Source organism: Sphingobium sp. RAC03, from assembly GCF_001713415.1.
Classification (GTDB): domain Bacteria; phylum Pseudomonadota; class Alphaproteobacteria; order Sphingomonadales; family Sphingomonadaceae; genus Sphingobium.
Window position 1 is genome coordinate 2,338,749 of sequence record NZ_CP016456.1, and the last position, 24,155, is coordinate 2,362,903.

Annotated in this window: 20 protein-coding genes and 1 riboswitch; all 20 genes read left to right on the forward strand. The window is 65.2% G+C overall.

Going from position 1 to position 24,155, the window contains the following annotated elements; genetic code table 11:
• Positions 1 to 17: 17 nt before the first annotated feature.
• The 20 genes from BSY17_RS15910 (at position 18) to BSY17_RS16005 (ending at position 24,132) form a co-directional block, all read left to right on the forward strand.
• Entirely contained in the window at positions 18 to 1,400 is a 1,383-nt protein-coding gene (locus BSY17_RS15910) for a UDP-N-acetylmuramoyl-tripeptide--D-alanyl-D-alanine ligase (protein ID WP_069066204.1), read from the forward strand.
• A complete protein-coding gene (gene mraY, locus BSY17_RS15915) occupies positions 1,400 to 2,473 on the forward strand; it encodes a phospho-N-acetylmuramoyl-pentapeptide-transferase (RefSeq protein ID WP_069066205.1) in 1,074 nt (357 codons plus the stop codon). The genes BSY17_RS15910 and mraY overlap by 1 nt, the downstream gene beginning before the upstream one ends.
• Positions 2,470 to 3,858, forward strand: coding sequence for a UDP-N-acetylmuramoyl-L-alanine--D-glutamate ligase (gene murD / locus BSY17_RS15920; protein WP_069066206.1), 1,389 nt, complete (start codon positions 2,470 to 2,472; stop codon positions 3,856 to 3,858). The genes mraY and murD overlap by 4 nt, the downstream gene beginning before the upstream one ends.
• A 43-nt stretch (positions 3,859 to 3,901) precedes the next feature.
• Positions 3,902 to 5,104, forward strand: coding sequence for an FtsW/RodA/SpoVE family cell cycle protein (locus tag BSY17_RS15925; RefSeq protein WP_069067025.1), 1,203 nt, complete (start codon positions 3,902 to 3,904; stop codon positions 5,102 to 5,104).
• Positions 5,101 to 6,267: an undecaprenyldiphospho-muramoylpentapeptide beta-N-acetylglucosaminyltransferase gene (gene murG / locus BSY17_RS15930; protein ID WP_069066207.1), complete on the forward strand. Its 1,167-nt coding sequence runs from the start codon at positions 5,101 to 5,103 to the stop codon at positions 6,265 to 6,267. The genes BSY17_RS15925 and murG overlap by 4 nt, the downstream gene beginning before the upstream one ends.
• A gap of 169 nt (positions 6,268 to 6,436) precedes the next feature.
• On the forward strand, positions 6,437 to 7,864 hold the full coding sequence (murC, locus tag BSY17_RS15935) for a UDP-N-acetylmuramate--L-alanine ligase (protein WP_069066208.1): 1,428 nt from the start codon (positions 6,437 to 6,439) through the stop codon (positions 7,862 to 7,864).
• Positions 7,864 to 8,061 carry a hypothetical protein gene (locus tag BSY17_RS15940; protein WP_069066209.1) on the forward strand — a complete coding sequence of 66 codons (198 nt, stop codon included), beginning with the start codon at positions 7,864 to 7,866 and terminating at the stop codon, positions 8,059 to 8,061. The genes murC and BSY17_RS15940 overlap by 1 nt, the downstream gene beginning before the upstream one ends.
• A complete protein-coding gene (gene murB / locus BSY17_RS15945) occupies positions 8,031 to 8,951 on the forward strand; it encodes a UDP-N-acetylmuramate dehydrogenase (protein ID WP_083217146.1) in 921 nt (306 codons plus the stop codon). Before BSY17_RS15940 ends, murB begins: the two co-directional genes overlap by 31 nt.
• 160 nt (positions 8,952 to 9,111) lie before the next feature.
• Positions 9,112 to 10,062 carry a D-alanine--D-alanine ligase gene (locus BSY17_RS15950; protein WP_069066210.1) on the forward strand — a complete coding sequence of 317 codons (951 nt, stop codon included), beginning with the start codon at positions 9,112 to 9,114 and terminating at the stop codon, positions 10,060 to 10,062.
• Positions 10,055 to 10,999, forward strand: a complete 945-nt coding sequence (locus BSY17_RS15955; RefSeq protein WP_069066211.1) for a cell division protein FtsQ/DivIB — start codon at positions 10,055 to 10,057, stop codon at positions 10,997 to 10,999. The genes BSY17_RS15950 and BSY17_RS15955 overlap by 8 nt, the downstream gene beginning before the upstream one ends.
• Before the next feature lie 5 nt (positions 11,000 to 11,004).
• Positions 11,005 to 12,291 carry a cell division protein FtsA gene (ftsA, locus tag BSY17_RS15960; RefSeq protein WP_037480110.1) on the forward strand — a complete coding sequence of 429 codons (1,287 nt, stop codon included), beginning with the start codon at positions 11,005 to 11,007 and terminating at the stop codon, positions 12,289 to 12,291.
• Positions 12,292 to 12,398: 107 nt separating this feature from the next.
• A complete protein-coding gene (gene ftsZ, locus BSY17_RS15965) occupies positions 12,399 to 13,823 on the forward strand; it encodes a cell division protein FtsZ (protein WP_037480675.1) in 1,425 nt (474 codons plus the stop codon).
• A 124-nt stretch (positions 13,824 to 13,947) separates the two neighbouring features.
• Positions 13,948 to 15,786, forward strand: a complete 1,839-nt coding sequence (locus BSY17_RS15970; RefSeq protein WP_069066212.1) for a tetratricopeptide repeat protein — start codon at positions 13,948 to 13,950, stop codon at positions 15,784 to 15,786.
• A gap of 11 nt (positions 15,787 to 15,797) precedes the next feature.
• Positions 15,798 to 16,940, forward strand: a complete 1,143-nt coding sequence (locus BSY17_RS15975) for a deoxyguanosinetriphosphate triphosphohydrolase (protein WP_069066213.1) — start codon at positions 15,798 to 15,800, stop codon at positions 16,938 to 16,940.
• Positions 16,941 to 17,159: 219 nt separating this feature from the next.
• Positions 17,160 to 17,260, forward strand: a riboswitch (glycine riboswitch).
• Positions 17,261 to 17,436: 176 nt separating this feature from the next.
• Complete coding sequence (gene gcvT, locus BSY17_RS15980; protein ID WP_069066214.1) at positions 17,437 to 18,606, forward strand: glycine cleavage system aminomethyltransferase GcvT; 1,170 nt, start codon at positions 17,437 to 17,439, stop codon at positions 18,604 to 18,606.
• Between the two features lie 60 nt (positions 18,607 to 18,666).
• Positions 18,667 to 19,038, forward strand: coding sequence for a glycine cleavage system protein GcvH (gene gcvH, locus BSY17_RS15985; RefSeq protein WP_037480119.1), 372 nt, complete (start codon positions 18,667 to 18,669; stop codon positions 19,036 to 19,038).
• Between the two features lie 114 nt (positions 19,039 to 19,152).
• A complete protein-coding gene (gene gcvPA / locus BSY17_RS15990; RefSeq protein WP_069067027.1) occupies positions 19,153 to 20,511 on the forward strand; it encodes an aminomethyl-transferring glycine dehydrogenase subunit GcvPA in 1,359 nt (452 codons plus the stop codon).
• Between the two features lie 135 nt (positions 20,512 to 20,646).
• Positions 20,647 to 22,215: an aminomethyl-transferring glycine dehydrogenase subunit GcvPB gene (gene gcvPB, locus BSY17_RS15995; RefSeq protein ID WP_069066215.1), complete on the forward strand. Its 1,569-nt coding sequence runs from the start codon at positions 20,647 to 20,649 to the stop codon at positions 22,213 to 22,215.
• Complete coding sequence (locus BSY17_RS16000; protein ID WP_069066216.1) at positions 22,212 to 22,841, forward strand: DUF938 domain-containing protein; 630 nt, start codon at positions 22,212 to 22,214, stop codon at positions 22,839 to 22,841. The genes gcvPB and BSY17_RS16000 overlap by 4 nt, the downstream gene beginning before the upstream one ends.
• An 82-nt stretch (positions 22,842 to 22,923) precedes the next feature.
• Positions 22,924 to 24,132, forward strand: coding sequence for a cytochrome P450 (locus BSY17_RS16005; protein ID WP_069066217.1), 1,209 nt, complete (start codon positions 22,924 to 22,926; stop codon positions 24,130 to 24,132).
• Positions 24,133 to 24,155 lie beyond the last annotated feature (23 nt).

A 24,155-nucleotide genomic window follows, 5' to 3' on the forward strand; every position in this document is an offset into this window, starting at 1 on the left:
AACGGGGAGGAGGGCGCGTGACGGGGCCATTGTGGACCTCCGCAGATATCGCTCAGGCAACGGGCGGCGCCGCGTCGGCGCCGTTTGCCGTTTCGGGCGTGGCGTTTGACAGCCGCGAAGTGACGGATGGCGACCTGTTCGTCGCGATGAAGGGCGAGGCGACCGACGGGCATAAGTTCCTCGACAAGGCCTTTGCCCAGGGCGCGGCCGGGGCGATCGTCAGCGAGCCGGTGGATCATCCCCATATCTTGGTCCCCGATAGCGCCGCCGCGCTCGAAGCGTTGGGCCGCGCGTCGCGCAAGCGCATGAGTGGCAAGGTGATCGGCGTCACTGGATCGGTCGGCAAGACCGGGACCAAGGAGGCGCTGTTCCAGGCGCTGGATCGCGCGCATCCGGGGCAAGTTCACCGCTCAGTCAAAAGCTACAACAATCATGTCGGCGTACCGCTCAGCCTGTCGCGGATGGCGGGTGACACGGCGTTCGGCGTATTCGAAATGGGCATGAACCATGCGGGCGAACTGGCCGCGCTGACCCGGCAGGTGCGGCCCCATGTCGCGATCGTCACCGCCATCGCGCCCGCCCATATCGAATTTTTCGGCACCGAGGCGGCGATCGCCGAGGCCAAGGCCGAGATTTTCGAGGGGCTGGAGCCGGGCGGCACCGCGATCATCCCCTATGACAGCCCGCATGTGGCTTTGCTTTATAACAAGGCGGAGCGTCATGCCGGGCGCATCCTGACCTTCGGCACCAGTCCGCAGGCCGATGTCCATGCGCGCGAAACGGTGCCCGCGCCGGGTGGTGGCACGCTGGTCACGGCCAAGCTGCCCGATGCCGAATTGTGCTTCACGGTCGCCGCGCCGGGCGATCATTGGGTGTCCAATGCGCTGGCGGTGCTGGCGGCGGTCGACGCAGTCGGCGGTGATCTGGCGGCGGCGGGGCTGGCGCTGGCCGAGATGCCGGGCCTGCCGGGCCGGGGCGAGCGGCGGACCGTCTCGGTTGGCGGTGGCACGGCGTTGCTGATCGACGAAAGCTATAATGCCAATCCGCTGTCGATGGCGGCGACGTTGCGGCAACTCGGCCGGGAGACAGCCGACCGTCGCCTGGCGGTGCTGGGCGGGATGCGCGAACTGGGCAGTCGCAGCGCGGAACTCCATGCCTACATCGCGCCCGTGCTGCGCGACAATGGGATCGATTACGTCATCCTGGTCGGCACGAAAATGCAGCCGCTCGCCGATGCGCTGGACGGCGTGCTGCCCTTCGCGCATGTCACCGATACGGCGAGCGCCATCCCCCTTATCCAAACTGAACTGCGCGCGGGCGACGCGCTGCTGGTCAAGGGATCGAACGGCATCGGCCTGTCCCGGCTGGTCGCGGCCCTTGCCGACGGAGAACAAGACTGATGCTGTACTGGCTTGCCCAGACGATGGATTTCGAGGGTATTTTCAACCTCATCCGCTATTTGTCCTTTCGCGCGGGCGCGGCGATCTTCACCGCGCTCATCATCGGTCTGGTGATCGGCCCCAAATTCATCGGCTGGCTGCGCGTCCGCCAGGGCAAGGGCCAACCCATTCGCGATGACGGCCCGCAGACGCATCTGGCCAAGCGGGGCACGCCGACCATGGGCGGGCTGATGATCCTGACCTCCATGATCATTTCGGTGCTGCTGTGGATGGACCTGTCGTCCACCTATGTCTGGGCCTGTCTGTTCGTGACGCTGGGCTTTGGCGCGATCGGTTTCTTGGACGATTATGACAAGGTGACCAAGGCCAGCCACAAGGGGCTGTCGGGCAAGATGCGGCTGGCGTTCGAGTTCCTGATCGCGGGCGTCGCGGCATGGATGATCGTCAACAGCCATGGCAATACCGCGCTCTACGTGCCATTCTATAACGGCCCGGCGATCGAGCTTGGGCCCTTCTATTTCTGCTTTGCCGCCTTCGTGATCGTGGCGTTCGGCAATGCGGTGAACCTGACCGACGGGCTGGACGGGCTGGCGACGATGCCGGTCATCATCGCCTGCCTCGCCTTCATGCTGATCGTCTATCTGGTCGGGCGCGCCGACTTCGCCGACTATCTGGGCATTCCGCATGTGCCGGGGGCGGGCAACCTGACGATATTGTGCGGTGCGATCATCGGGGCGGGCCTCGCCTTCCTGTGGTTCAACGCGCCGCCCGCCGCCGTGTTCATGGGCGATACCGGATCGCTGGCGCTGGGTGGAACGATCGGCGTGATTGCGGTGACGGCGCATCATGAGATCGTGCTGGGCATCATCGGCGGCCTGTTCGTGGTCGAAGCGATGAGCGTCATCATCCAGGTCTTCTTCTACAAACGCACCGGCAAGCGCGTGTTCAAGATGGCGCCGATCCATCATCATTTCGAGCAACTGGGCTGGGCCGAGCCGACCGTGGTGATCCGCTTCTGGATCATCGCCTTCGTGCTGGCGCTCGCCGGTCTTGCGACGTTGAAGCTGCGATGATCGTCTCGGACGTCTTTGCAGGCAAAACCTATGCGGTGCTGGGGCTGGCGCGGTCCGGGCTTGCCACGGTCGAAACGCTGCTGGCCAGCGGGGCGCGGGTCGTGGCGTGGGATAGCCAGGAAATGGCGCGGGCGCAGGTGGAAGGTCGGGCCGAATTGGGCGATCCGATGGAGATCGACCTGACCGGCTTCGATGGGATCGTCGTGTCGCCGGGCGTGCCGCTGAACCGGCATCCGATCGCCATGCGCGCGAAGATCGCCGGTGTGCCGATCATCGGCGACATCGAATTGTTCGCGCTCGCCCGCCCGACGCTACCGCCGCACAAGGTCGTCGGCATCACCGGCACCAACGGCAAGTCGACCACGACGGCGCTGATCCACCATATCATCGAACAGGCGGGCTATCCGACGGTCATGGGCGGCAATATCGGCCTGCCTGTGCTGGGCCAGCCGCCGCTGGAGCCGAACCTGCAAGGGGTGGGCGTCTATGTGCTGGAACTGTCCAGCTATCAGATCGACCTGACCTATAGTCTGGACTGCGATGTCGCGGTGCTGCTCAACATCACGCCGGATCATCTCGACCGCTATAACGGCTTCGAAGGTTATGTGGCGAGCAAGGCGCGGTTGTTCGCGATGCAGTCGGCGGGCCATGTCGCGGTGATCGCGACTGAGGATGAACCGAGCCGATCCATCGCTGAAAAACTCCGTCATTCCAGCGCAGGTTGGAATCCCACTTCTTCTTCTTCGGCAACGGACGAAAAGAGAGATCCCAGCGTTCGCTGGGATGACGTGATTGAGGTTGGGGTCAGAGACATCGATCCCGATACCCAACTGGGCTGGCCCGCTTTGCAAGGGCCGCACAACGCGCAGAATGCGGCTGTCGCGATCGCCGTTGCCAAGGCGCTCGACATCGATGACGCGACGCTGGCCAATGCGCTTGTCAGCTATGCCAGTCTCCCGCACCGGATGCAGGCGGTGGCGACCCGAAACGGCGTTCTTTACGTGAACGACAGCAAGGCGACCAACGCTGCCTCGACCGCGCCTGCGCTCGCCGCCTGGCCCGCGAAGGACGGTAAGCCCCGCATCCACTGGATACTCGGCGGCGTCGCCAAGTCCGACAATCTGGACGAGTGCGTGCCCCATTTCGGCAATGTCGCCCATGCCTATACGATCGGCGAAGCGGGGCATATGTTCGCTGACCTGCTGCGCCCCTCTATGGCGGTGGACGATAGCGAGATGCTAAGCGCCGCCGTCCGCCGCGCCGCGCGCATCGCGCAGCCCGGCGACGTGATATTGCTCTCGCCCGCCTGTGCCAGTTTCGACCAGTTTCGCGATTTCGAGGCGCGCGGCGATGCGTTCGTCGCCGCCGTCGCGGCGCTCGACTAGATGGCATCGGCGGCAGGGCATGAACAGGGAAGGGACGACGCGCATGTCTAGAGCTGGCGACCTGGTGAAGGGGTTTCGCACCCGCACCGTGCCGCGCGAACGCACCGCGCTCGCCATCTGGTTCTGGGAGATCGACCGCGTCCTCCTGTCGCTGATCGTCGCGCTGATGGCGATCGGGCTGGTGGCGGTGGCCGCTGCCTCGCCGGTGGCCGCGATCGATCGGTCGACGGCGCAGATTGCGGTCAATCCGCTCGTCTATTTCTATCGCCAGCTCTTCTTCGTCCTGCTTGGTCTCCCCATCATGCTGGTCATTTCCATGCTGCCCCGGCCGCAGGCGCGGCGGCTGGCGACCTTCATGGCTATGTTCTTCTTCGTGATGCTGCTGGTGGTGCCGCTGCTGGGCAGTACGGTGAACGGGGCGAAGCGGTGGATCGACTTGCCGGGCTTCCGTTTCCAGCCGTCGGAGTTTCTGAAGCCCGCTTATGTGGTGACGCTGGCCTGGTTGCTGTCGCTGCGCGGCAAGGACCAGACTTTGCCGGTCATCCCGCTGACCGGCGTGACCACGGCGCTGATCGCGCTCGTCCTGATGCGCCAGCCCGATTTCGGCCAGACGGTGATCTTCTGCGCCTGCTGGGGCGTGTTGCTGCTGTTGTCGGGCGTGTCGATGCGGGCGATCGGCGCGCTGATCGGCGCAGGCCTCGCGGGGTTGGTCGCGGTCTATATGTTCTATGAAAATGGCCGTCAGCGTTTCAACGACTTCCTGGGCATCGGCGTGGACGAGAGTGCGGGGCCGGACCAGACCGACCTTGCCTTCCGCACCATCACCCATGGCGGCTTTACCGGCGTCGGGCCTGGCGGGGGGCAGCATAAGTTTCGCCTGCCCGAAGCGCATACCGATTATATCTTTTCGGTGATTGGCGAGGAGTTCGGGCTGCTCGCCTGCATCGCCATCGCCTGCGTCTATCTCGCCATCATCGTGCGGGTGCTGTTGCGCCTGCTGGACGAGGAGGATGTGTTTACTATTTTGGCCGCCGCAGGCCTCACCACCCAGTTCGGATTGCAGGCGATCATCAATATGGGCGTCAATGCGCAGATATTTCCGTCCAAGGGCATGACGCTGCCCTTTATCAGCTATGGCGGCTCCTCTATGCTCGCGCTTTGCATCGGCGTCGGCCTGTTGCTCGCCTTCACGCGACGCAACCCCTTCATGGGTCGGCATACGGTCGTCAAATGGAGTGGTCGATGAGCATTTCCCGTCACTTCGTCCTGGCCGCTGGCGGGACGGGGGGTCATATGATTCCCGCGCACGCGGTCGCCGAAGAGCTGATGGCGCGCGGCCATCATGTCGCGTTGATCACGGATGAGCGCGGCGCGAAGATCCCCGGCATCTTCGACCGGGCGCAAGTGCATATCATGCCGGCGGGCCGCATGACGAAGAACCCGGCAAGCTGGCCGGGGGCGTTGAAGGCGATCCTCGCGGGGCGCGCCATGTCGCGGCGATTGAACGAGACGTTTCGGCCCACGGCGGTCGTCGGCTTTGGCGGCTATCCCGCCATGCCCGCCTTGCTGGGTGCCCTGGCCGATGGCATCCCCACCGCGATCCATGAACAAAATGCGGTGCTGGGCCGGGTCAACCGCCTGCTCGCCGGGCGGGTCGATGCGATCGCGACGGCCTATCCGGGGGTCGAGCGGCTCAAGCCCAAATATGATGCGAAGGTCCATCTGATCGGCAATCCGGTGCGCGAGGAGGTCAAGGCCTTGCGTGAGGAGGATTTCCCGGCGCTGACCGACGAAAGCGTGTTCCGGGTGCTGGTGATCGGCGGCAGCCAGGGGGCGTCCATCCTGTCGAGCGTCGTGCCCGAAGGCCTGTCGATGCTGCCGGTCGCGCTGCGCCGCCGGTTGCAGGTCACGCAGCAATGCCGCGCCGAGGATATTGATCGCGTGCGCAAAACCTATGCGGAGATGGAAATCCCCGCCGACCTCGCCACCTATTTCAACGATGTGCCGGAGAAATTGGGCTGGGCGCATCTGGTGATCGCGCGGGCGGGGGCTTCGACGCTGGCGGAACTGACGTGCGCCGGGCGGCCCGCGATCCTGATCCCCTTGCCGAGTGCGATGGACGATCACCAGACCGCCAATGCGCGCGAGATGACCGAGGCAGGCGGCGCGCGCACCATTACGCAGGCGCGCTTTACCGCCGTCGAACTGGCCAAGCAGATGCAGAAGATGGCGATGGAGCCGGGCGCGCTGCAGAACGCTGCGAAGCGCGCATGGGGCTGCGGCCGTCCGAATGCCGCGCGCGACATGGCCGACCTGCTGGAAAGCATCGGCCATGCGCCGATCGTCAATGATCCGGTGCGGGTCGGGCCGATGCCGACGACGCTCAATCTGGCGGGGGTTCCGGCGTGAGCCAGATCCCGACCCATGCATCCTCCCCTGTAAGGGGAGGGGGACCGGCGGAGCCGGTGGAGGGGTGTCACCCTATCGATGGGGCGACACCCCTCCGTCAGGGCTTCGCCCTGCCACCTCCCCTGCCAGGGGAGGATCACAACATGATGAACCTGAAGGAATCTCGCTCATGAAGGGTGTCGGCACGGACATCGGCACGATCCATTTCATCGGCATTGGCGGCATCGGCATGTCGGGGATTGCCGAGGTGATGCACAATCTGGGCTATGACGTTCAGGGATCGGACGTGGCCGAAGGCTATGTGGTCGAAGGATTGCGGGCCAAGGGCATTCGCGTGATGATCGGCCATAAGGCGGAAAATCTGGGCGATGCTGCGGTGGTGGTGACATCGACCGCGATCAAGCGCGGCAACCCGGAGGTCGAGCTGGCGCTGGAAACGCGCGTGCCGGTTATCCGCCGGGCGGAGATGCTGGCCGAGTTGATGCGCCTCAAATCCACCGTTGCCGTCGCGGGAACGCATGGCAAGACCACGACGACGTCGATGGTCGCGGCGTTGCTCGATGCTGGCGGGGTGGACCCTACGGTCATCAATGGCGGCATCATCAACAGCTATGGCTCCAACGCGCGGCTCGGCAATAGCGACTGGATGGTGGTGGAGGCCGATGAGAGCGACGGCAGCTTCCTGCGGCTGGACGGCACCATCGCCGTCGTCACCAATATCGACCCCGAACATCTCGACCATTATGGCGATTTCGACCGGGTGAAGGACGCCTTTGTCGAATTTGTCGGCAATGTGCCTTTCTATGGCGCGGCGCTGCTGTGTCTCGACCATCCCGAAGTACAGGCGATCTTGCCGCGCGTGCAGGACCGGCGGATCGTGACCTATGGCTTTTCGGCGCAGGCCGATATTCGCGGCGACAATGTGGTGAGCTTCCCCGGCGGCAACCGCTTCGATATCCAGGTGCGCGAGCGCGATGGATCGACGCGGAAGATCGAGGGGATCGAAATGCCGATGCCGGGGCGCCATAATGTGCTGAACGCGATGGCGGCGATCGGCGTGGCGCTGCACATGGGGATCGACGATGCGACGATCCAGACGGGCTTTGCCAAGTTTGGCGGGGTCAAGCGGCGCTTCACCAAGGTAGGCGAGATTGCGATCGGGGATGGCAGTGCCATCGTGATCGACGATTATGGCCACCATCCGGTCGAGATCAAGGCCGTGCTGGCGGCGGCGCGCGAAGGCGCGCAGGGTCGCGTGATCGCCGTGGTCCAGCCGCATCGCTTCACGCGACTGCGCGATTTGATGGATGACTTCCAGCAAGCGTTCAACGATGCGGACATGGTTTACGCAACGCCCGTCTATACCGCTGGCGAGCAGCCGATCGAGGGCGTGGACAGCGCGGCGCTGGTCGCGGGGCTCAAGCGTCGGGGGCATCGCCATGCCTCCACCGTGGCGGATATGGACGAACTGGTGGATGCGATCGCCGCTGACATCCAGCCGGACGACATGATCGTCTGCCTGGGCGCGGGCGACATCACCAAATGGGCGGCGGGCCTTGCGGCGGCGGTGTCCGCCAAGGTCAAGGAAGCGGTCTGATGTTCGAACTGTTCGCCGTTGGCCTGGAAATGCAGAAGCGGATGATCGACGTGCAGATGCAGGGCGTCGAAGCCGCGCGCGACATGATCGATGCCGCACAGCAAAACGTACAGGCAGGCATGGCCGCGACCCAGCCGCAAGAGGCTGGCATTAAGTCCATGAAAAAATGGATGAATATGTGGGGAGTGCGCGGTTGAGCCTGGCCCTTCCTGCTGTCCGTGGCACGATCAAGCCCGATGCGCCGCTGGCCCCGCTCGTCTGGTTCAAGGCGGGCGGTGCGGCGCAATGGCTGTTCGAGCCGAAGGATGCGCAGGACTTGTCCGATTTGCTGTCCGCGCTCGATCCGGCGGTGCCGGTGATGGCGATCGGCCTTGGTTCCAACCTGATCATACGCGATGGCGGCGTGCCGGGCGTGGTGGTGCGGCTGGGCAAGCCCTTTGCCACCGTCGAGGCGCTGGACGCGACCACCCTGGTCTGCGGCGGCGGGACATCGGGCATCCTCGTCTCCTCGACCGCGCGGGACAAGGGGATAGCGGGTCTGGAATTTCTGCGCTCCATTCCCGGCACGGTCGGCGGGTTCGTGCGGATGAATGGCGGTGCTTATGGTCGCGAGACATGCGACATTTTGCTGTCGTGCGACGTGGTGCTGCGGTCGGGCGAGCGGGTGACGCTTTCCAGGGATGAACTGGGCTATAGCTATCGCCACTCGACCCTGCCGGAGGGGGCTGTCGTGGTCAGCGCGACCTTTCGCGGCGTTCCCGGTGAACCGGCCGCGATCCAGGCGGAAATGGACCGGATCGCCGCCGCGCGCGAAGCCAGCCAGCCGCTGCGCAGCAAGACCGGCGGATCGACCTTCAAAAACCCCGATGGGCACAAGGCCTGGGCGCTGGTGGATGAGGCGGGCTGTCGCGGGCTGCAACTGGGCGGCGCGCAGGTGAGCGAGAAGCACACCAATTTTCTGCTCAACCTGGGCGACGCCACCAGCGCGGATATCGAAGCGCTGGGCGAAGAAGTGCGGCGGCGGGTGAAGGACAAGAGCGGCGTGGAACTGGAATGGGAAATTCAGCGGGTGGGTATGGTGAAGTGATGATGGACAGCCAATTCCTCCCCGGTACGGGGAGGTGGCAGGCCGAAGGCCTGACGGAGGGGGCTCGCCCCGCTGCACGCCCCCTCCACCACTGGCTTCGCCAGCGGTCCCCTTCGGCAGAGGCACGTGACTCTGCCGAACCGTGCCGGGGAGGAATGCGATGACCCGTGGTCCGTGGCATGTCGCCGTCCTGATGGGTGGCTGGTCGGCGGAGCGGCCGGTTTCCCTCATGAGTGGGGAGGGCGTTGCCAAGGCGCTCGAATCGCGGGGGCATAGGGTCACGCGGATCGACATGGATCGTGATGTCGCGGCGCGTCTCGCCGAGGCCAAGGCCGATGTCGTGTTCAACGCGCTGCACGGCGTTCCGGGCGAGGATGGCACGGTGCAGGGGATGATGGACCTGATGGGCCTGATCTACACCCATTCGGGCCTGGCGACGTCGGTCATCGCGATCGACAAGCAGCTGACCAAGCAGGCGCTGGTGCCGCATGGCATTCCCATGCCCGGCGGCAAGATCGTGGCGAGCGAGAGCCTGTTTGCGGGCGATCCGTTGCCGCGTCCCTATGTGTTGAAGCCGGTCAATGAAGGCAGTTCGGTCGGCGTGGCGATCGTCACGGCGGAGGGCAATTATGGCCATCCCATCGGTCGCGACAGTGTCGGCCCGTGGCAGGATTTCCCCGAATTGCTGGCCGAACCCTATATTCGCGGGCGCGAACTGACGACGGCCGTGCTGGGCAATGAAGCGCTGCTGGTGACGGAATTGCGCCCTAAGAGCGGCTTTTACGATTTCGATGCCAAATATACCGATGGCATGACCGAGCATGTCTGCCCCGCCGATATTCCGCCCGACATCACCGAAGCCTGCAAGACGATCGCGCTGCGTGCGCATCAATTGCTGGGCTGCCAGGGAGCGTCGCGCGCCGATTTCCGCTGGGACGATGAACAGGGGATTGAGGGGCTCTATCTGCTGGAGGTCAACACCCAGCCGGGCATGACGCCCTTGAGCCTCGTGCCTGAACAGGCGGCGAAGCTGGGCATTGACTATGCCACGTTGGTAGAGACTATTGTCGAGCAAGCGCTGTCGCGCGCCGGGGGGACGGAACATGGCTGAGACACGCATCAGACGGGGCGGCTCCACGCGATTGAGCAGCGCGCGCGATACCGCGGCCAAGGGTCGGCGCGGCCGCACGCTCAAGCGGCAATCGACGCTGGACCGGGTGATCGAGGCGCTGCCGGTCAGCGAAGCGACGCTGCAACGCATGGCAAGCTGGGCGATCGTCGGCATTTTCGGCGCGGGCGTGGTCGGCGTCGCGATGTTCTTCGGCGTGCCCGCCATGGCGCATAAGCAGGCGGCGCTGCTGGCCGCGCGCGCCGGGTTCGAGGTCGACAAGGTCGAGGTGCGCGGCGTCGAGCGGATGGACGAGCTGCCGGTCTATAATATCGCGCTGGGCCAGGTCGATCGGTCGATGCTGTCGCTCGACCTGCCCAAGGTGCGCAGTGAGATGCTGAAACTCGGCTGGATCAAGGATGCGCGCATTTCCCGTCGCCTGCCCGATACGCTGGTGGTGGACATCGTCGAGCGCGATCCGGTGGCGGTGTGGCAGCATGGCGGGCGGCTGCACCTGATCGACGTGACGGGCGTGGTGCTGCAGCCTGTGTCGGCCAATGCGATGCCTGACCTGCCGCTGGTGGTGGGGCCGGACGCCAATCGGCAGACGGCGGGGCTGAACGCGCTGATGGACAATGCGCCGGCGTTGAAGCCGATGCTGGCGGGCGCGACCTGGGTCGGCAATCGCCGCTGGGATCTGCGGTTCCAGTCGGGCGAAACCCTGTCGCTGCCCGAAGGCGACAAGGGCAGCGCGGCGGCCTTGGTGAATTTCGCGCGGATGGATGGCGTCAACCGCCTGCTGGGGCGCGGGATCGTCAAGTTCGACATGCGTGATCCCGATCGTTTCGTCCTGCGCCTGCCCCAGGGCAAGGTCGAGGACAAGCCGATGGCCACCGACGGCAAGACCGCGAGCGCTGCGCCCGCGGAGGAAGAGGGCTAAGTCGGATGGCACAGCCCAAGGTCGAAAAGCTGATCACCGCGATCGATATCGGATCGTGGAAGGTCTCCGCCTTGATCGCGGGGCGGACCGACACGGGCGAGCTGGCGATATTGGGCACGGGCCAGCGCGAAAGCCGGGGCGTGCGGCGGGGTTTCATCGCCGATATGGAGCGCACCGAACTCGCCGTGCGCGAAACGATTGAGCAGGCCGAGCGGGTTGCGGGCACCAATATCGAGGATGTGTGGGTCAGCTTTTCGGGCGGCAGCCTGGTCAGCGATGTCGTCACGGTCGAGCGCGACATGGCGGGCTATCGCATCGAGCAGGCGGATATCGATGATCTGCTGACCACCGGACAGCAAGGCATCGACCCCGATGGCCGGGTCGTGCTGCATGCGCAGCCGACTTGCTTCACCATCAATGGCCGGGTGCCGGTGAAAAAGCCCCTGGGGATGCATGCGGACCTATTGGGCGTGGATATTCATGTCGTGCTGGCCGATGGCGCGCCGCTCGCCAATCTCGACCTGTGCGTGCGGGGAGCCTATCTCAACGTCAATTCGATCGTCGCTGCGCCGATCGCGACCGGGCTTGCCTGCCTGTCCGAAGAGGAGCGCGACCTGGGCGTGGCGTTGGTCGAGATCGGGGCGGGGGTGACCAATGTCTCGCTCTATGCGGGCGGCATGTTGGTCGGGCTGCATAGCATCCCGATCGGCGCGGCGGATATTACCGACGATATCGCGTCGGCCTTCGGCATTCGGCGCAGCCAGGCGGAGCGGATCAAATGCTTCTATGGTTCGGCGATGCAGAATCCGCGCGATTTCCGCGAGATGATCGAGATTGCCGCGCCCCATGGCGAAAGTGCGGCGGCGGGGCAGGCGGCCGGGCCGAATGCGGAGGGTGGCAAGATCACCCGCGCGGCGCTGGTCGGCGTCATCTGCGAACGGTTGAACCAGATCATGGCCGAAGTGAATACGGCGCTGGCGGGCATGGGCTTCAACACGCCGACCGGGCGGCAGGTGGTGCTGACCGGCGGCGGCGCGGAAATGAAGGGCATTGCCGATTATGCGCAGGGCGCGCTGGGCCGCGCCGTGCGGATCGGGCGGCCAAGGGGCTTGTCCGCCATGCCCGAAGCGCATAGTGGCCCCGCCTTTGCAACTTTGGCGGGTCTGGCGCTTTACGGTGCTTCCAACCCGGTTGATCTCCGAACGATGGCGCCGTCGCCGCAGACGGTGCATCGTCTCGGAACTCCGCTCTGGTGGCAGCGGATGATGCGCGCCATGAAGACAAACTATTGACCGAATTTGGAATGAAACGAAAATAGCTGGTGAAATCCCCTATTTTCTGGTGTTAACAATAAATGACGGTTTCGCTTCCTGACGAGGAAGCTGAGGGAGCAGAATATATGAGCATTGAGATCAGCCCACCGCATGTGGACGAACTGAAGCCGCGGATCGCGGTGATCGGCGTCGGCGGCGCGGGCGGCAATGCCATCGCGAACATGATCGCCGCCAATGTCGAGGGCGTCGATTTCATCGTCGCCAATACCGACGCGCAGGCATTGAACAGCTCGCCGGCCGAACGCCGTATCCAGCTTGGTCCGCAGATCACCGAGGGTCTGGGCGCAGGATCGCGTCCCGAAATCGGCAAGGCGGCGGCGGAAGAAACCATCGCCATGGTCGAAGCCGCGCTGGAAGGCGCGCATATGTGCTTCATCACCGCTGGCATGGGCGGCGGCACCGGCACCGGCGCGGCCCCGGTCATTGCCAAGGCAGCGCGTGAGCGCGGCATCCTGACCGTTGGCGTCGTGACCAAGCCCTTCACCTTCGAGGGCAATCGCCGCATGAAGTCGGCGGAAAGCGGCATCGACGAGCTGCAGAAGCATGTCGACACGCTGATCGTCATCCCGAACCAGAATCTGTTCCTGATCGCCAACCCGAACACGACCTTCAAGGAAGCGTTCCAGATGGCGGACGAAGTGTTGCAGCAGGGCGTGCGCAGCATCACCGACCTGATGATCATGCCTGGTCTCATCAACCTCGACTTTGCCGATGTGCGGTCGGTGATGGGCGAAATGGGCAAGGCGATGATGGGCACCGGCGAAGCGGAAGGCGACGGCCGCGCTTTGCAGGCGGCGGAGAAGGCGATCGCCAACCCGCTGCTCGACGGCGTGTCGATGCGCGGCGCGAAGGGCGTGATCGTCTCCATCGTCGGTGGCGAAGATATGCGCCTGATGGAAGTGGACGAAGCCGCCAACCATATCCGCGAGCTGGTGGATCCGGACGCGAACATCATCTGGGGCAGCGCGTTCAACGACAATCTCAACGGCAAGATCCGCGTGTCGGTGGTCGCCACCGGCATCGACAATGAGATCGGCAACCATGCCGCGCCGTTGACGCAGCCGTTCAGCTTTGCCAGCCGTCCCGCCGTCTCGGTGCCGCAGCAGGGTGGCGCGCCCAAGGCCGCGACGCCCGCGCCGCAGCCTGCGCCAGCCGCAGCACCCGCGCCCGAACCTGAAACACTGGAACTGGACGTCCCGGCGCCGCCTGCGCCTGCACCGGTCGAAGCGGCCCCCGCGCCCTTCGCTGCGCCCAAGCCTGCGGCCGTGTTTTCCGACGAAGGGCCGGACCAGGACGAACTGGTGCTGGGTGCGGACAATGCCGCGCCAGCTGCAGCGCCTGCGCAACCTGCAGCGCCGCGCGTTGCCAGCGGTGGGACGTTGTTCGAGCGGATGGCGGGCCTGACCCGTGGCGCGGACAAGGTGCCGGGTGGCGATGACGCCGCCGGTGTCGACATTCCCCGCTTCCTGAACCGCCAGAACAACCAGTAAGATCATCGCGCGCGGTTCGCGCCGCGCCGGTTATGCAGCGCGCCGTCTGTCCTATGGGGCAGCACGGCGCGCTTTTTTGTTTGGGCGATTTCCTATTCGCGCCTTGATCCGCTAGAGCCCGGATGTGACACAATATCTTTCATGGATTCTTGGCGGCCTGCTGATGGCCGGAACCGCCCAGGCGCAAACCGACCAGGCCCAACTGGTCCGTCCCCTTGGCGCCGCCGACCTCAACAGCAATCTGGCGCGCCTGTCGGCCAATCCGCGCGACGTGGATGCGTTGATCGGGGCAGGGGAGGCGGCGCTGGCGCTGGACGATCCGCGCGCGGCGGCGGGTTTCTTTGCGCGTGCCGATACGATCACCAGCGGCAATGGCCGGATCAAGGTCGGGCTGGCGCGGGTCAATCTGAAGCTGCAGAACCCGGCGGAAGCGGTGCGGCTGTTCGATCAGGCGGGGCGGCTGGGCTTTGCCGACGCGACGATCCTGGCGGATCGCGGGCTGGCGCGCGACATGACCGGCGACCAGGCCGGAGCGCAGCGCGACTATCAGGCGGCGTTGCAGCGGACGCCCAATGACGCCGAACTGATCCGCCGCTATGCCGCGTCGCTGGGCATTTCCGGGCAGGTAGCGGCAGCGGAGCGGGCTTTGGAGCCTTTGCTCTACAAGAGCGACCGGGCGGCATGGCGCTATCGCGCGTTCATTCTGGCGATGAACAACCAGCAGGCCGAAGCGCGCAAGGTGGCCGACCAGACCATGCCCGCGCAACTCGCGGCGGCGATCGTCCCCTATATGCAGAAAATGCCCTATCTGACCGCGCAGCAAAAGGCGGCGGCGGTGCATTTCGGGCAGTTCCCAGCGCAGACCGGCACCCGCATCGCGGCGATCACGCCGACCCCGCCAGCACCGGGCACGCCGCAGGTCGTGGTGCCAGCCGCACCGGTGGCGGTCGCCGCCGCGCCGACCAGTCGGCCACAAAGCGCGCGGGCGCGCCGGGCCGAACAGCAACGCCAGCGGCGCGAGGCTGCGCGCTTGGCCCGTTCTGAAACACCTGCTCGCGTGGCGATGGCACGGGCGCAGACGCAACGTCAGGCGATGCCGGCGGTTCAGCCCACGCCCACGCCCACGCCCACGCCCACGCCCACGCCTGCGTCCACGCCCACGCCGATGGTCCAGCCTACGCCTGCGCCAGCGCCGTCCCCGATGGTTCAGCCGACTCCAAGTCCTGCGCCAGCGCAGACGCCACCGGCTGCCATTGTGCCATCGGTGCAGGCAAGCGCGCCGACCCCGGAGCAAACGCCGCCGCCGGTGCGGCAGGCGAATGCGCCTGCGACGGCGGTGCAGGGGCCGCCTGCGCCGGGCTTCGAATCGGTTGGCACCGTCGCGCCTGCGCCTGCGCCGCAGACCGCGCCTCAACCGGCCATGGTTCAATCCGTGCCCGCTGCGCCGCCGCGGCCGGACCCGGAGGCGACGCGGACGCTCGCCGACATCATCCGCGCGATCGACGTGCCCGAAGCCGAACGGCAAGCGCGCATCGCTGCCGTCGATCTGGAGGAGATCGCCGCGCTGCAGGCCGCGCGCCGCGCCGAGCGGCAGGCCGCCGCCGACAAGGTGAAGAAGGCGGCGCTGGCCAAGACGGAAGCCGACGCCAAGGCGAAGAAGGAAGCCGAAGAAAAGAAGAAGCTGGCCGATAATCCTTCGCGCAATTGGTTGCAGATCGGCATCGGTGCGAGCAAGTCGGGCCTCGCCTTCACGCTCAATGCGCTGCGCAAAAAATATGACAGCCTGTCCGCGCAGGATGGCTGGAGCGCGAGCTGGGGCCAGACCAACCGCTTGCTGGTCGGGCCATTCCCCAACTTTGCGCGCGCCAAGGCGCTGGAGGACAAGATCAAGGCCGCCGGTGGCGATGCCTTTGCGTGGAAAAGCAGCGCGGGAGAGGTGGTCGAAAGGCTGGGCGGTCAGTAAGAGGACGTCCCATGACGATCCTTGCTTCCTATGCCTGCCACCCCGCCGCCAGCCGGGGTCGGCTCCATGCCGAGCCGGGCGGGGAGGTGCGCGGGCCGCGTGACATGTTCCAGCGCGACCGCGACCGCATCATCCATTCGATCGCCTTTCGCCGGTTGCGCCACAAGACGCAGGTGTTCGTGTCGCCCGATGGCGATCATTTCCGCGTCCGCCTGACCCACAGCCTGGAGGTTGCGCAGATCGGCCGCACCACCGCGCGCACGCTGGGGCTGAACGAGGATCTGACCGAGGCGCTGTGCCTGGCGCATGATATCGGCCATCCGCCCTTCGGCCATGCGGGCGAGGATGCGCTGGAGGTAGCGATGGAGGATCATGGCGGGTTCGACCATAATGCTCATACGCTGCGCACGCTGATGCTGCTCGAAAGTCCCTATCCGCGCTTCAAGGGGCTGAACCTCAGCTGGGAAATGCTGGAGGGGCTGGCCAAGCATAATGGGCCGATCGCGCATCCCGGCTGGGCGATGCGTGAACTGGATGCGCTGTTTCCACTCGACCTGACGAGCCATGCCTCGCTGGAGGCGCAACTGGCGGCGATTTCGGATGATATCGCCTATGACAATCACGACATTGACGATGGGTTGCGCGCCGGGCTGCTGACGCTGGAACAATTGCTGGAGGTGCCGTTCGTCGCGTCCTGCTGGGACCGGGTGCGGACCCGCTATCCCGACGTTCCGCAGGACGGCCTGCTGCGCGAACTGGTGCGCGAGCAGATCGGCGTGATGGCCAATGACCTGCTGGCGGCGACGCGGGCGAATATCGCGGAATCGCGGGTCGAAACGGTCGAGGATGTGCGCGCGTTGGGGCGCACGCTGGTCGGCTTCTCGCCGGAGCTGGCGGCGCAGGAGCGCGACCTCAAGCGCTTCATGTATGCCACCCTCTATCATCATCCAGAGCAAATGGCGGCGGCGGACCGGGCGCGAGTGGTCGTGACCGATCTGTTCCGCGCCTATCAGGAAGAACCGGGCCTGATGCCGCCTGAATGGCGCGACGAATGTGTGTTGGCCGAACCGGCGCGTAGTCGTCACATTACGGACTTCATCGCCGGGATGACGGACCGCTATGCCGAGAAGCGACATGCGGAGATTTTCGGGTAGGTTAGGGGACGGCTCATCCTTCTTCCGTTCGCCCTGAGCTTGTCGAAGGGCATTTCTTGAAGAAAGGAAGGGGGCTTCGACAGGCTCAGCCCGAACGGGGTGGTGTTGGTGCTATATGCGATAGCCGTGCCTGTAAGGCGAGGGTGTGCATAGGCGATTGACGTGTCCTGTCCTTTGTCGCAATGCCTTAGATGTCTCCGGTGTCGAGGATTCGGCGCTGGGCATGATGCGGGAGAGCATGGGTGGCCTTTGAGGTCGTCCCCGTCGCCGAAGGAGCAACCGCCCCGGAATCTCTCAGGCCAATGGACCGCATCGCGCGCAAGGCACTCTGGAAAGCGGACGGGCTATCTCGTCCCACCGAAGGGGTAAGCCATGTGGCCGCAAGGCCGCTGGTCAAAGCTCTCAGGTTCCCGTGACAGAGGGGGTGACGAACAGAAGCGGTCCGGTGCGGGCCGGGCTGAACGTCGCTGCAACCCTCTCACGGAAAGGCCGTCCGATGACCGCCCACTCTGACTCGAACGATGATATCGCCACGCTGGAAGAGGCCCTGCCGCTTGAAGCGCTGCCGCTCGACGCCTGGCACCGTGCGCAGGGCGCGCGCATGGTCGGCTTTGCGGGCTATCATATGCCGATCCACTATGATGGCATCATGGCCGAACATAGCTGGACGCGTGAACATGCCGGGCTGTTCGATGTCAGCCATATGGGGCAGATTGGCTTTTCCGGCGAGGGCGTGGACGAAGCGCTGGAAATGCTGTTGCCGTGCGACATCAAGGGGCTGAAACCCGGTCGCCAGCGCTATTCGATGCTGCTGGATCAGGATGGCGGCATTCTCGACGACCTGATGGTCGCGCGCCCGGCCGATGGCGCGTTCGATGGCGCGGCGATCTATATGGTCGTCAACGGCGCAACCAAATATGACGACATGGCCTGGATGATCGAGCATCTGCCCGACGAGGTCGTGATGAACCATATGGACGAGCAGGCGCTGTTGGCGTTGCAGGGACCGGAGGCAGGCGAGGCGATGGCCGCGCTGGTGCCGGGGACGGCGGACCTGACCTTCATGCAGTGCGGGGCGTTCGACTGGAACGGCGTGGCGCTGTGGATCAGCCGGTCGGGCTATACCGGCGAGGACGGGTTCGAGATCAGCCTGCCCGCGGACGCCGCCGAGGGCTTTGCCGATGCGCTGTGCGCGCTCCGCCAGGTCAAGCCGATCGGCCTTGGCGCGCGGGATTCGCTGCGGCTCGAAGCTGGCCTGCCGCTTTATGGGCACGACCTGACGCCGGCGGTCAGCACGATCGGCGCCGATCTGGGTTTTGCGATCGGCAAGCGTCGGCGCGCGGAGGGCGGCTTTATCGGCCATGGTCGGGTGATGAAGGAACTGGCCGATGGCCCCGGCACGAAGCGCGTGGGCTTGAAGATCGAGGGGCGTTTGCCCGCGCGGGAGGGCGCGCAAATCTTTGTCGGTGACAATCTGGTCGGGGAAGTGACGTCGGGCGGTTTTGCGCCGAGCCTGGGCGCGCCGATCGCCATGGGCTGGGTCAGCCTGCCGCATAGCGCGCTCGACACCGCGCTGGAGATCGACGTGCGCGGCAAGCGCATCAGCGCGACGGTGGTGCCGATGCCGTTCGTGCCGCATCGCTATCGCCGCGCGACCGCCGCCTGATTTTTCGTTCCGACTTTTTGTGATCATGATTTTCAAGCAAATCACTCCGGGAGTATCATCATGAGCCGTTATTTTACCGAAGAACATGAATGGATCGACGTCGAGGGTGAGATCGCCACGGTCGGCATCACCGACTTTGCGCAGGAGCAATTGGGCGACATCGTGTTCGTCGAACTGCCGGTCGAAGGTGCGACCTTCGACAAGGGTGACGACGCCGCCGTCGTGGAATCAGTGAAGGCCGCATCCGACGTCTATGCGCCGATTTCGGGCGAAGTGGTCGAGGCCAATGGCGCGCTGGAAGACGAGCCTGCGCTGGTGAACAGCGATGCCGAAGAGGATGGCTGGTTCTTCAAGCTGCGCATCACCGACATGAGCGAGCTGGAAGGGCTGATGACCGAAGCGGCGTATAAGACGTTCGTCGCTGCTTTGTAATCTTATCACCGTCATCCCCGCGGAAGCGGGGATCCATCTCCGCCACGTTCGTATTGGCGCACCGTTGGGAGATGGGTTCCCGCCTACGCGGGAATGACGCCGCAGGAAAATATCATGCGCTACCTACCCCTTACCGACACTGACCGGCAGGCGATGCTTGCCACTATCGGCGCGGCGTCGATCGATGATCTGTTCGTGGATGTGCCTGCCGAGGCCCGGCTTTCGGGCCAGATCGAAGGCCTGCCTGATCATGCCAGCGAATTGGCGGTCGAGCGGCATATGAGCAAGCTAGCGCGGCAGAATTTGTCGGCGGGGGAGGCGCCCTTTTTCCTGGGCGCGGGCGCTTACAAGCATCATGTGCCCGCCAGCGTCGATCATCTGATCCAGCGCGGCGAGTTCCTGACCGCCTACACCCCCTATCAGCCGGAAATCGCGCAGGGGACGTTGCAGGTCTTGTTTGAGTTCCAGACGCAGGTCGCGCGGCTGCTGGGCTGCGACGTGGCCAATGCGTCCATGTATGATGGCTCGACCGCCTGCTGGGAAGCGATCGGCATGGCGCGGCGCATCACCAAGCGGGGCAAGGCGATCCTGTCGTCGGGCCTGCACCCCCATTATGTGTCGGTCGCGCGGACGATGGCGAAGTTCACCGGCGACGTGCTGGCGCATGAGGCACCCACGCTGACGGCGCAGACGGACATCGACGCGTTGATCGCCGCGATCGACAAGGACACGAGCTGCGTCGTGGTGCAATATCCTGACATTTTGGGGAGGATCGCCGACCTGACGCCGCTCGCCGATGCGGCGCATGCGGCCGGTGCGCTGCTGGTGGCGGTGGTGACGGAGCCGGTGGCGCTGGGCGCACTGGTGCCGCCGGGCGAGATGGGCGCGGACATCGTCGTGGGCGAGGGCCAGTCGATCGGCGTCGGCCTGCAATTTGGCGGTCCCTATCTCGGCCTGTTCGCGTGCAAGCAGAAATATGTGCGGCAGATGCCGGGCCGCTTGTGCGGCGAGACGGTGGACGCGGCGGGCAAGCGCGGCTTCGTGCTGACGCTGTCCACCCGCGAGCAGCATATCCGCCGCGAGAAGGCGACGTCGAACATCTGCACCAATTCAGGGCTGTGCGCGCTGGCGTTCAGCATTCATATGACGTTGCTGGGGGAACGCGGCTTGCGGGATATGGCGAGCCTGAACCACGGGCTGGCCGTGCAGGCCGCCGATCGGCTGGCGCAGGTGCCGGGCGTGACCTTGCTCAACGACAGTTTTTTCAATGAGTTCACCCTGGTCCTGACCAAGGACGCGCGCGACGTGGTGCGCAGCCTGGCCGACAAGGGCGTGCTGGGGGGCGTGTCGCTGGGGCGGCTGTTCCCCGATGCACCTGCGATCGGCAAGGGGCTGGTCGTCGCAGTGACCGAAACGGTGACGGCAGAGGATATTGAGGCACTGGCCATGGCGCTTGAGGAGGAAGTGGCATGAGCAACTCTCTCCTGCCGTTCGGGCTGAGCTTGTCGAAGCCCTCGCCTGAGCGAAGCGAAGGCACCTCACTGCGTTCGGCGATGCCCTTCGACTTCGCTCAAGGCGAACGGAATATTTGCGGGAAGGATGTCTGAGATGACCATGCTCAAGGAAGGCCGTCCCACCACGCCGGTCGCGGTTGCGGACGCGCATATGGCTCCGGCGACGGTGACGGGTAATCGCGCGCTGATGCTGGACGAGGCGCTGATCTTCGAGATCGGATCGACCGAGACGACCGGCGTCGATTTCGCGCCCGCGCCCAATGTTACGAGCCGTCTTGGCGGGCTGGAGCGCAAGGCGATCGGCCTGCCGGGCCTGTCGGAACAGGAAACGGTGCGTCATTATACGCGGCTGTCGCGGCAGAATTATGCGATCGACCTCGGCCTGTTTCCGCTCGGTTCCTGCACGATGAAGCATAATCCGCGTTTGAATGAAAAGGTCGCGCGGATGCCCGGTTTTGCGGACCTGCATCCGCTGGCCCCGCAATCGACCGTGCAGGGCGCGTTGGCGGTGATCCATGAACTTGCCGCATGGCTGGTGACGCTGACGGGGATGCATAGCGTGGCGATGAGCCCCAAGGCGGGCGCGCATGGCGAATTGTGCGGCCTGTTGGCGATCCGTGCGGCATTGCAAGCGCGGGGCGATGCCCGCTCGGTCGTGCTGGTGCCGGAAAGCGCGCATGGCACCAATCCGGCCACGGCGGCCTTCTGCGGCTATCAGGTTGAGGATATTCCCGCGACGCCCGAAGGTCGCGTCGATCTGGCAGCGCTGACGGCACGGCTTGGCCCCGATGTGGCGGCGGTGATGATCACCAACCCCAATACGTGCGGCCTGTTCGAGCGCGACCTCAAGACGATTTCCGATGCCGTCCATGCGGTGGGTGCGTTCGTCTACTGCGATGGCGCCAATTTCAACGCCATCGTCGGGCGGGTGCGGCCGGGCGATCTGGGCGTCGATGCGATGCATATCAACCTGCACAAGACCTTCTCGACACCGCATGGCGGCGGTGGTCCCGGCTCCGGGCCAGTGGTGTTGTCGGAAGCGTTGGCGCCCTATGCGCCGCTGCCCTTTGTCGAGAAGCAGGGCGACCAGTTTGTGCTGATCGAGGAGGAATCCGCGCAGGACCATCATGGCGGCACCTTTGGCCGGATGGTCGCCTTCCACGGGCAGATGGGCATGTTCACCCGTGCGCTCGCCTATATCATGAGCCATGGCGCGGACGGGTTGCGGCAGGTGGCGGAGGATGCGGTCCTCAACGCCAATTATATCCTGCGCAGCCTGGACGATGTGCTGGACGCGCCGTTCGGCACCAGCGGGCCGTGCATGCATGAGGCGCTGTTCAGCGATAAGGGGCTGGCCGAGGGTTTCACCACGCTCGACATCGCCAAGGGGCTGATCGACGAAGGCTTCCACCCGATGACCATGTATTTCCCGCTGGTCGTCCATGGCGCGATGCTGATCGAGCCGACCGAGACGGAGAGCAAGGCGGCGCTCGACCAGTTCATTATGGCGCTGCGCAGCCTGGCCGAACGGGCCAAGGCGGGGGACGAGGCGTTGAAGGGCGCGCCCTATCATGCGCCGCGTCGTCGCCTGGACGAGACGCTGGCGGCGCGCAAGCCGGTGCTGACCTGGGAAGCGCCGGTGATGGCGCAGGCGGCGGAATGACGGTCTGGATTCCGAGCGAAGCGGACGGCGAAGCGTACAAACGTTACGCCCCCGCGACGCTGCGGAACCGGGACGCGATATTGGCGGTGCTGCGGGAAGCGTTGCCAGCATCCGGTCTGGTGCTGGAAGTGGCGAGCGGTAGCGGCGAACATGCGGTGCATTTCGCCGCTGCGTTGCCCGCGCTCGACTGGCAGCCGAGCGATCCTGATCTCGTAGCGCTGGCGTCGATCGAGGCGTGGCGCGGGGAGGCGGGCCTGCCCAATCTGCGTGTGCCGATCCTGCTGGATGCAGCGGCGGACTGGCCGATCGACCGGGCGGATGCGATCCTGTGCATCAATATGGTGCATATCAGCCCGTGGGAAGCGACGGTGGGGTTGTTCACGCAAGGCGCGCGGCTTTTGCCGGCGGACGCACCGCTCATCCTCTACGGTCCCTATTTTCAGGCCGATGTCGCGCCTGCGCCGAGCAATGTGGAGTTCGATGCCAGCTTGCGCGCGCGCGATCCGCGTTGGGGGATAAGGGCGTTGGAGGATGTGGCTGCGCTGGCGACGGCGCAGGGTTTCGCGCTCGATCGCGTTCAGGCGATGCCCGCGAACAATCTGACGCTGATCTTTCGCCGCTCCTGACCTGCCGCTAGTCACAGCTTGTCAGCGCGTGGCCCTGCGATAGCTTCTCGCCCGATAAAGAGGGCAAGGGGAGGCAGGGTTAATGCAGAGCATGATGGTGCGGCCGGCCCATGTTCCGGCAGATCGGATCGTCGATTTCGATATTTTCGCGCCGCCCGGTGTCGAACAGGATTATTTCGCGGCGTGGCAATCGCTGGTGCGGGAGGATGGTCCCGGCGTCGTATGGACCAGCGCCAATGGCGGCCACTGGATCGCGACGCGCGGCGAGATTGTCCGGGCGCTGTGGGCGGACAATGTCCGGCTGTCGAGCGAAGTGCTGGCGGTGACGTCGGGGCTTGGCGAGGTGATGCGCTTCATTCCGCTGCAACAAGACCCGCCGGAGCATCAGCCCTTTCGCATGGCGGTGATGAAGGGCTTTGCGTCGCGCTTCGTCGTCGCGATGGAGCCGCAGGTGACGCAGGTCGCGCGCGAATTGATCGACGGGTTGATCGACCGGGGGTCGTGCGACTTCGTGGCGGATTTCGCCGAGATATTGCCGCTGCACATCTTCCTGACGCTGATTGATGTGCCCTTGTCCGACCGGCCGCGCTTGCGGGCGTTGGGCTCGCAACTGACGCGGCCGGATGGGTCGATGACGGTCGAGCAATTGCGCGATGCGGCGGATGACTATCTCGCCCCCTATATCGCCGCGCGCATGGCCAATCCGGGCACCGACCTGTTCAGCCGTATCCTGTCCGAACCAGTCGAGGGCCGGGCATGGAGCGAGGATGAGGCGCGGCGCATGTGTCGCAACCTGCTGTTCGGCGGACTGGATACGGTGGTGGCGATGGTCGGCATGGTCGCGCTGCATCTGGCGCGCCATCCGCAGGACCAGGCCTTGCTGCGTGATCGGCCGGACCTGATCCCCGATGCCGCCGATGAATTGATGCGCCGTTATCCGACCGTTTCGGTCAGCCGCAATCTCGTCACCGATGTCGAGGTGGATGGCGTGACGCTGAAGGCGGGGGATATCATCTATCTGCCGAGCGTCCTCCATAATCTGGACCCGGCGAGTTTCGATGCGCCCGAAGCCGTGCGGTTCGACCGCAAGCTCAATGCGACGCGGCATACGACGATGGGCGTTGGCGCGCATCGCTGCGTGGGGGCGGGGCTGGCGCGGATGGAGGTGATCGTGTTCCTGCGCGAATGGCTGGGCCGGATGCCGACCGTTCGGCTCGATCCCGACCGTCCGGTGACGATGAAGGGCGGCAATGTCGGTGCCTGCACCGCGCTGCCCTTGCGCTGGGACTGATTGCCCCTCTTCATTTCGCGCGC